This window comes from Paenibacillus sp. 2TAB19 (assembly GCF_052115185.1).
GTDB lineage: Bacteria > Bacillota > Bacilli > Paenibacillales > Paenibacillaceae > Pristimantibacillus.
Genome location: NZ_JBFRGE010000134.1, coordinates 1 through 8,812, shown reverse-complemented (window position 1 = coordinate 8,812; position 8,812 = coordinate 1). Strand labels below are relative to the sequence as shown.

Below are 8,812 nucleotides of genomic sequence, written 5' to 3'. Positions count from 1 at the left end.
GCATAGAGCTGCTGATAGAGGCTAACCTGCCAGGTCCTAACAGACTTGGCGGGTTAGCCTTTTTGTTGCTATGGCCAATAACCGTGTTAATGCGGCGCAGAACATGTTGTATAAAGGCGAAAGATGAGAATGTTCGGATATTAGTAAATACTCCCCTTGTCGAATGATAGTTTTTGTGACATCATGAGCCTAACAATTATCTTACTTATCTGAAAACATTGTAAAGGAGCAACGCTCATGACGAAGTTCAAAGGCGGAGACATTCYGCGGGAAAAAGTAAAAATGGCTAAGCATTATCCGTTCTATATTGGAGATACGATAGGCGTGACGAGCTACTATCAGAAGCTCMATTGGCATGATGTGCTAGAGATAAATTTCATTAAATCAGGCACGGGCTACTATATCATTAACGGACAGAAATTCGAGTTTCAGGAAGGCGATATTTTGCTCATTAACTCCAATGATTTGCATTGCGCTTATGAGACGAAAGATCTCATTATGCAAGTAACCTCATTCGATCCGGCATGGCTCATCAGCAGCTTGCGCCTCGATCCGGAGCTGCTTAGTCCATTCCGCGAAATGGGGGTTAATTTCTCGAATTTGCTCGATCGCGAGCATCCGCGAATGCATACAATGAGAGCGCTTTTATTAGAACTGCAAGAAGAGCATGAAAGTGGACAGCGTTCTTACACGACGATGGTATATGCACTTCTGCTGCGGTTTCTCGCGATCGTCAACCGGGAATTCAGAATCGAAGGAGCTGCTATCGCCGCAAGTCAGATCAGCGAGCGCCAGCTCGATAAAATGCGTTATGTCATTCACGAGATGGAACAGAACTTCGCCCACCCGTGGACGCTGGAGGAGCTGGCTGCGCTCGTCTATCTCAGCCCTTCGCGATTCAGTGATATTTTCAAGCGGACGGTCGGTATGCCGCCCCTGTTGTACCTCATTCATATACGACTTGAGAGAGCTGTCGCGATGCTCGAAAATAATCAATTGAAAATAACGGACGTTGCCCTGGAGTGCGGATTTCGTACGTTATCGAATTTCAATAGACTGTTCAAAAAACATATAGGCGCATCGCCTAAGCAGTCCAGACGATTTCATGGCTCTTGAGCAGTAAGATAGTGTTAGTTTTCAAAGGTATAGGCGAGGAATAGGCTATAACTTGGCTTTACAATAGGAATATATCAAGTTAACCGTAAATGTTATGAAAACTGACTCGAGTATTACATGCAACTAGGAAGGGGAGGGAATGTTATGCCGCAATTGAGCGTGAAGACGGCGGAAGAAGTGTACAGAAAGCCGAATCTGCTCCAAAGAATCGGCAGACAGTGGGATATTCAACTCATGGTCGTGCCGGCGCTGATCTTCATCATTGTGTTCTGCTACATTCCGATGTACGGGGTGCTGATGTCATTCCAGGATTACAGCTTGTTCAAAGGGTTCATGAATAGTCCGTGGGTTGGCATGAAACATTTCGAAATGTTCTTCAACGCACCAGAGTTCTGGACGGTGATGCGCAACACGCTCGTAATTAGCTTGTTGAAGCTTGGAATCGGATTTCCTGCTCCGATCCTGCTAGCGCTCATGTTGAACGAGATCGGGGGCCGGGTGTTCAAGCGGCTCATACAAACGATCAGTTATTTGCCCCACTTCCTCTCGTGGGTCATCGTGTCGGGCTTCGTCATCTCGCTGCTATCGACAGACAACGGCAGTGTAAACATGCTGCTTCAAGCATTGAATATTATCGACGAGCCGATCAACTTTCTCGCTGAACCGAAGTACTTCTGGTCGATTCTCGTAACGACGGGTGTATGGAAGGAAATAGGGTTTTCATCCATTGTATACTTGGCGGCTATTGCGGGCATTAACCCTCATCTTTATGAAGCGGCATCCATTGACGGCGCAAGCCGAATCAGACAGATGTTCACGATTACGATTCCTTCTATCTTGCCGGTCATTGTCGTATTCTCCATCCTTGCTATCGGCAATCTGCTGAATGCCGGTTTTGATGACATTTTGCTGCTGGCAACGAATCCGGGGCTGCGTGAAGTGAGCGAGGTCATCGACACTTATGTGTATCGTGTAGGCGTGCTTAATGCCAGATATTCCTATGCGACGGCAGCCGGGTTGTTCAAAGCGCTGATAAGCATTGGACTCTTGGCCGGAGCAAACTATATGGCTCGCAAATCAGGCAACAGCTTATGGTAAAGGGAAGGGGCGTGTGACGGCATGAAGCTGGCAATGGAAGATAAAATGTTTGTCTCATTGATCTATATCGTTCTGGCTGTACTTGGTTTTACGGCCATCTATCCATTTTGGAACGCAGCAGTCATTTCATTCAACTCGGGTGCCGATACGATGCTTGGCGGCATTACGTTCTGGCCAAGGGAGTTCACGCTGCAGAACTATGAGGTTGTATTCAAGGATAAACGTCTTATCGACGCCTTCTTCATATCTGTCAAGCGTACTGTTATAGGTACTGTATTATCCATTGCAGCTACGGCAATATTCGCTTACGGCATGACGAAGCGAGGATTGATCGGCCGCAAATTCTATATGATCATGTGCGTCATCACGATGTACTTCGGCGGCGGCCTAATCCCTAGCTATTTGCTTATTCAAAGCTTGAATCTGATGGACACCTTCGAGGTCATGGTAATCCCTGGCATTATCAGCGTATGGAATATGATCATATTCCGCACCTTCTTCAACGGCATTCCGCAAGGACTTGAAGAGTCGGCGCAAATTGACGGCTCGTCGAACTGGGGTATTTTTTTCCGGATCGTATTGCCGCTGTCGGGTCCTGTTATCGCTACATTGGCCTTGTTCACTGCCGTCTATCATTGGAATGATTGGTTCACGCCAAGTATTTATATTACCAATACGGACCTGCTGCCGATCCAAACGAAGCTGAACCAAATACTGAACTCGAACATTATGCTCGAGCAAATGCAGAATATGGACTCGGCGGCGCAAGGCAGATTGAACAAAATGAGAACCGTAACGAGCAAGTCATTATCAATGGCAACGATGATGGTCGCTACTGTACCCATCCTGTGCGTGTATCCATTCGTTCAGAAATACTTTGTCAAAGGCGTGTTAATTGGTTCTCTTAAGGAATAGGCGAGGGTATAAGGCATTAGTCTTAACCATAGATAAGTGAGGGGAAGGGAGCTTAATAACATGAAAAAGGTGAACAAAGCGTTTCTTTCAACATTGTCAGTCACAGTCGTTACGGCACTCGCACTTGCAGGATGTTCGGGCTCTAACAATGCCAATAATGAGCCGCCGGCTAACAAGGGCAACAACGGCGGGAATGAAGGGTCCGAGCAGGTAAGCGAGGTGTACGAGCTTGGCAAAGAGCCGCTGGAATTTTCCTTCTATGGCCACTATGACTGGTACACGATGCCTGTCTGGGGCGAAGATTTGGCGACCAAATGGATCAAAGAGAACAAAAAAGTGAACGTCGTGCCAATCAGCTCGGGCGGTGCTGCGAAAAACAAGCTAAGCACGATGATCGTCWCCAAGGAGCTCCCTGACGTAATGTGGATGGAGCGCGGCGCAGACGTAGAGAAGCTTCGCGCAGAAGGTCTGCTTGTACCGTTCGACGATTATTTGGATAAATATCCGAATTTGAAAAAATGGGCTGGCGAGTCGACGCTCGATATGCTTCGTTCCCCGGACGGCAAGCTGTATCAGTTCCCGAACTGGTATACGACGCAGCCGAACGGCAACTCGGGTTACCTCGTTAACAAAAAAATCTATAATGAGCTTGGCGCTCCAAGTCTAGAAACGGTTGACGACTTGTATGCGTACTTGAAGCAAGTCAAGGAGAAGTACCCGGATGTAGTGCCGCTTGAGCTTGGTCAGACGGCTGCCGGCATGGACGTTATGGTATCGGCTTTCGCGGAGAACCGTCCGTTCACGTTCAACACCATGATGGCAGTACCGCAAGGCGACAAGCTTGTATCGTTGTTCGCTGACCCCGTGTATCGCGAGCTGCTGCAATTCACTAGCAAGCTGTACCGCGAGAAGCTGATTTCACAAGACTCATTCACGCAGAAGCTGGAGCAAGTCGAGTCGAAGGTCGTTAGCGGCAAAGTTGCGATGTATGTAGCTTCAAGTCCTACGGAATTCGGGGCTATCGGCAACTCGCAGCTTAGCGCACAAGATCCGGAAGCAGGCTACATCATGGTATGGCCGGTTCATAAAGCAGGCTTGGACAAAAACAAAATTTTCCCTGGCGATTACAAGCAGCTGGGCTGGAACGTCAGCGTCATTACGAAAAACGCTAAAAATCCGGAAGCGATCTTCGCATTCCTTGATTGGTTCACAGGTCCGGAAGGRCAACGTACGATTATGTGGGGACCTGAAGGCTTGTATTGGGACGGTGTAGATGCTGAGGAAGCTCCGCTCTTCACGGATAAATTCTCAAGCGACACGAAAGGCCGCGACGAGCTGATGAACTCAACGGTCAACTTCCAATGGAACGGCAACACGGTATATGTCGACAATTCCAAATCCAAATTCGAATCGACTTTGCCGGCCGAGAAGCGCAGCTGGGAGACATACTGGCAGTCGGAGATCACGTGGAAAACACAATTCAATACGACTGAATATGTAAATCTTGATCCAGCGGGCGATTCCGAGGAAGGTATTATCGCACAAAGCATTCTTTCCATCTATGAGCAAGCAAGGGCGAAAGCGGTTATGAATGCAGGCTCGGATGAAGAGGTTATCGCCATTCTTGACAAAGCTGAGAATGATGCGCAGAAAGCAGGTTACGACAAGCTTCTGGCTTACAAAACAGAGAGATGGCAAGAAAACGTTGCAAAACTAAGCAAGTAGCGTGAAAGAGAGACAATAAGGTTGATGAGACCGGCTATCGCTTCTCGAGCATGCGCTCCCTGTATGGGGGCGCGGCACGGGGGGAGGGCCGGTCTCTAATAGCCTAGTAACCGCATAGGGGAGATCATATTTGGCATATTACTTGGGAATCGATGGCGGAGGGAGCAAGACGCTGGCGGTCGTAACCGACCGTTCAGGTCATGTCATAGGTCGCGGCGTTAGCGGATGCGGCAATCATCAGATCAGCGTAGAGCTTGCTGACGGAAACATTCGAGCAGCGATCCATGCGGCTATGGAGCAAGCGAATGTAAAGCACGAGGATATACGGTTCGCGACGTTCGGCCTGGCAGGAGCTGACCGCGAAGCCGACTTTCAAATATTGAGGCCAATGGTTGCCGCAATGGGATTCGAACACCATCAAATCGTATGCGATACGGTTATCGGCTTAAGAGCAGGCACGAAGCAGCAGGACGGTGTCGTCGTCATCTGCGGCAGCGGTACGAATTGTTATGGCGTCAATGCATTAGGCGAAGAGATACAAGTGGGAGGATTCGGGTATTCGTTCGGTGACTTCGGAGGCGGCGGAGACTTGGCTGTCGAAGCGTTCCGTGCCGTAATACGTGCTTGGGAAGGACGGGAGAAGCCAACTGCACTGACGGAGCTGACGCTTGAGATGCTTGGTTTCGATTCGGTAGAAGCGATGTTTCATGATTACCTTGATGAATACAAGAGAGCGCCGCATATGCTGGCGAAGCTGCTGTTCGAAGCAGCGGACCGAGATGAAGCGGCACGGGCAATATTGCAAAGGCAAGGCACGGAGTTAGGCATCTCGGCTAGCGCGGTAATCCGCAGGCTGAACATGACCCATGATACGTTCGATCTAGTGATGGTCGGCAGTGTGCTTACCCGCGGGGACAGCAGGTATATTAAGCCTTATATCGAGGAGCAAGTGAAAGCGGTTGCTCCCCATTGCACGCTGCGCGTTCTAGAGATGGAGCCGGTTGCGGGAGCGATATTGCTGGCGATGGAGAAAAGCGGACAGCAGGTGGAATCTACGGTATACGATCATTTGAACGCCAATCTGGCGGTAAAGGAGAGAAACGCGGAATGGGCACTCGATTGAAAGTTGCAGTTATAGGAGGCAGTTCGTCTTATACCCCTGAACTTATAGAAGGCTTTATATTGAACTACGCTACATTTCCGGTAACGGAAATTGTCCTTGTCGATATTCTAGAGGGCAGGCATAAGCTGGCTATCGTAGGACAGCTTGCCCTGCGCATGATTGAGAAATCGGGCTTGCCGATCAACCTGTCATTGACGCTTGATCGTCGCAGCGCGCTGGTCGGAGCTGACTTCGTATCGACCCAGATGCGGATCGGGCTGCTTGAGGCACGGGGATGGGACGAGTCTATTCCTCTCAAGTACGATATGATCGGGCAAGAAACGACAGGCGCCGGAGGCATGATGAAGGCGCTTCGCACGATTCCCGTCTTGCTCGATATTTGCAAGGATATGGAGGAGCTATGTCCGGATGCTTGGCTGCTGAACTTCACGAATCCGGCGGGAATGGTGACCGAAGCGATTCATAAGCATTCGACGATCAAGTCGATTGGATTATGCAACTCGCCGATCGCCGCTTACAAGTGGCTGTCGGGCTTGTACAACATCCCTATTGACCGCATTTATTGCGAGTTCGCCGGACTTAACCATCTTCATTGGGTAAGCCGAATTACGATTGACGGCGAATCGAAGCTGGAAGAATTGTTGGACAGCCGCAGCGGATACACCGCGGCGAATGTGCCGCAGTTCGCGTGGAACGAGAGTCTAATTAAGTCGGTTGGAGCGATTCCGTCCTATTACTTGAAATATTTCTACTTGCATCGCGAGATGCTCACTGAGCAGAAGGCGGCAGCCGCGAAAGGTGAATCGCGAGCAGAGACGGTGAAGCGGCTGGAGGATGAGCTGTTCGAAATTTACAAAAACCCAGAGCTTGCCGAGAAGCCGAAGCAGCTTGAACAGCGCGGCGGGGCTTATTACTCCGAGGCAGCCGTTAAGCTAATGAACTCGCTCTATAACGACATCGGAGACATTCAGACGTTGAACGTTCGCAATGGCGGCATTCTTGACTTCCTGCCGGATGATGCTTGCATCGAAGTCAATTGCAAAGTGACGAAGGATGGACCRATTCCGCAGCAGGTCCAGATTGTTCCCGAGTCGGTGAAAGGACTTATTCACGCGGTGAAGACGTACGAGTCATTAGCGATCAAAGCGGCCGTTACTGGCAACCGCGATACGGCGCTGCTTGCATTGGTCAGCCATCCGCTTGTTGATTCCGCGAACGCGGCGGAAGAGATGCTAACGGAGATGCTGGAGCAAAATAAGGCGTATTTGCCTAAGTTTTTTGAAGCTTAACGATAAGAGGCAGCTTGGCAAGATCCAATTGGATCTTGCGGGCTGCCTCTTGCGGTTAAGGAGATTATTGGAATTTATTCGAGCGGCAACATTATGGGCTGAAGGTGCGTTTAGAAGAAGAACGCATACGAATCTAATAAGGCAGGTGCATCTCATGTCATTCCTAAAGAAACATCGTAATCGAAAAGGTATCGCTGCTCTAGTAGCGGCTGCGGCGCTGACCGCAACGCTTCCGGCAACAGCGGCTTTTGKGGCGGCGCAAGCAGCGCCAGCTGTACAATTCCAAATAGGCAGCCTTACGGCAGCAAATAATAACGGCCAGGTCAAGCTTACGAATGCGCCTTACATCGAGAAAGGCGTCGCAATGGTACCCGTGCGCGCGCTGGCTGACGGGCTTGAAGCGCAGTTGGAGTGGAATGCCGCCGAGAAGTCCATCAGGCTTGAGAGAAGCGGATTAACCGTTTCGCTGAAAGCGGGAGACGATTCCATCATCGGAACATTCGTGAAGAACATTAAGCTGCCTGCAAAGGTCGCAATTATAAGCGGACAAGCTTTCGTTCCCGCGAAGAGCGTGGCAGGGCTATTAGGTGCTGATACGGTATGGGAAGCTAAGACGAAGAAGGTAACCATTAAGGTAAACGGCGAAGAAGCAGGCGCCATCTCGGAATCTTACAATTTCAATGCCGGTGATGAAGGCTGGCAAGGCGGCTTTGCTGATCTGCCAGTTGATTACGATCCGGATATCTACGAGCTTCTCTACGCAAGAGAACTATTGCCGATTAAGGACAATGGGATGAATTATGGCTTGAAGCTGAATGGCATGAATCGCAGTGACGATTTATTTATGTACGCGACTAAGAAGATAACGGGCTTACAGCCGAACGTGACTTATGATGCCTCGTTATCGTTTACTCTATATACGAACCAAGTCGGCGGCATGATGGGGGTTGGCGGGGCACCRGGCGAAGCGGTCAGCATCAAGGCTGGCTTCGTATCGCATGAGCCGAAGATCGTGCAAGAAGGCGAAGAAGGAAATGTCTATTATAAGGTAAACGTAGATAAGGGCAACCAGTCGGTAGAAGGCGCTGATATGAAGATCGTCGGTAATATGGTGAAGCCGGATGACGGGGTAGAAGGCTTCCAGCCTAAGCCGATGAAACATTCCGCAACACTGAAGGCGAATGCGGCAGGAGAGCTGTTCGTAATCATCGGCAGCGATTCCGGATACGAAGGGCTTACAACTTTGTATTTGGACGATATGAACGTCGTGTTGACGCTGCGTTCGTAAAGGTTAAGCTTTTACATTCTAAGCAGCGGTTTTTCGCATATTGCGAGAGACCGCTGTTTTTTTTGCCCTTTGAATGGATGATGGATCTGTTGTAAGATGCAAGAAAGCAGCGTCGATGCGTTTATTATGTATGGGGGAGCGATATGCAAAAATGACCATTAAAGTTCATGACGTTATCGAATATTTAGTGAGAGCGGTTGAAACGATAGACAACACCGTTGATGGGCTGAATGCTGGGGGATGGGCTGAATGCTGGGG

The 8,812-nt window shown here is 49.6% G+C and carries 7 protein-coding genes; all 7 read left to right on the top strand.

What is annotated here, in order from left to right; translation table 11 throughout:
• The first annotated feature begins 237 nt into the window (after positions 1 to 237).
• On the top strand, positions 238 to 1,116 hold the full coding sequence (locus AB4Z33_RS29645; RefSeq protein ID WP_442053352.1) for a helix-turn-helix domain-containing protein: 879 nt from the start codon (positions 238 to 240) through the stop codon (positions 1,114 to 1,116).
• A 144-nt stretch (positions 1,117 to 1,260) separates the two neighbouring features.
• Positions 1,261 to 2,214 carry an ABC transporter permease gene (locus tag AB4Z33_RS29640; protein ID WP_442053351.1) on the top strand — a complete coding sequence of 318 codons (954 nt, stop codon included), beginning with the start codon at positions 1,261 to 1,263 and terminating at the stop codon, positions 2,212 to 2,214.
• A gap of 21 nt (positions 2,215 to 2,235) precedes the next feature.
• Positions 2,236 to 3,129, top strand: coding sequence for a carbohydrate ABC transporter permease (locus AB4Z33_RS29635; RefSeq protein ID WP_442053350.1), 894 nt, complete (start codon positions 2,236 to 2,238; stop codon positions 3,127 to 3,129).
• A gap of 60 nt (positions 3,130 to 3,189) precedes the next feature.
• Positions 3,190 to 4,854: an extracellular solute-binding protein gene (locus AB4Z33_RS29630; protein ID WP_442053349.1), complete on the top strand. Its 1,665-nt coding sequence runs from the start codon at positions 3,190 to 3,192 to the stop codon at positions 4,852 to 4,854.
• Between the two features lie 130 nt (positions 4,855 to 4,984).
• Entirely contained in the window at positions 4,985 to 5,977 is a 993-nt protein-coding gene (locus tag AB4Z33_RS29625; RefSeq protein ID WP_442053348.1) for an N-acetylglucosamine kinase, read from the top strand.
• Positions 5,962 to 7,266, top strand: coding sequence for a 6-phospho-beta-glucosidase (locus AB4Z33_RS29620; protein WP_442053347.1), 1,305 nt, complete (start codon positions 5,962 to 5,964; stop codon positions 7,264 to 7,266). Before AB4Z33_RS29625 ends, AB4Z33_RS29620 begins: the two co-directional genes overlap by 16 nt.
• The gene (locus AB4Z33_RS29615) at positions 7,256 to 8,554 is read left to right on the top strand and encodes a copper amine oxidase N-terminal domain-containing protein (RefSeq protein WP_442053346.1); all 1,299 of its coding nucleotides are present in this window, start codon (positions 7,256 to 7,258) and stop codon (positions 8,552 to 8,554) included. Before AB4Z33_RS29620 ends, AB4Z33_RS29615 begins: the two co-directional genes overlap by 11 nt.
• The last annotated feature ends 258 nt before the right edge of the window (positions 8,555 to 8,812 follow it).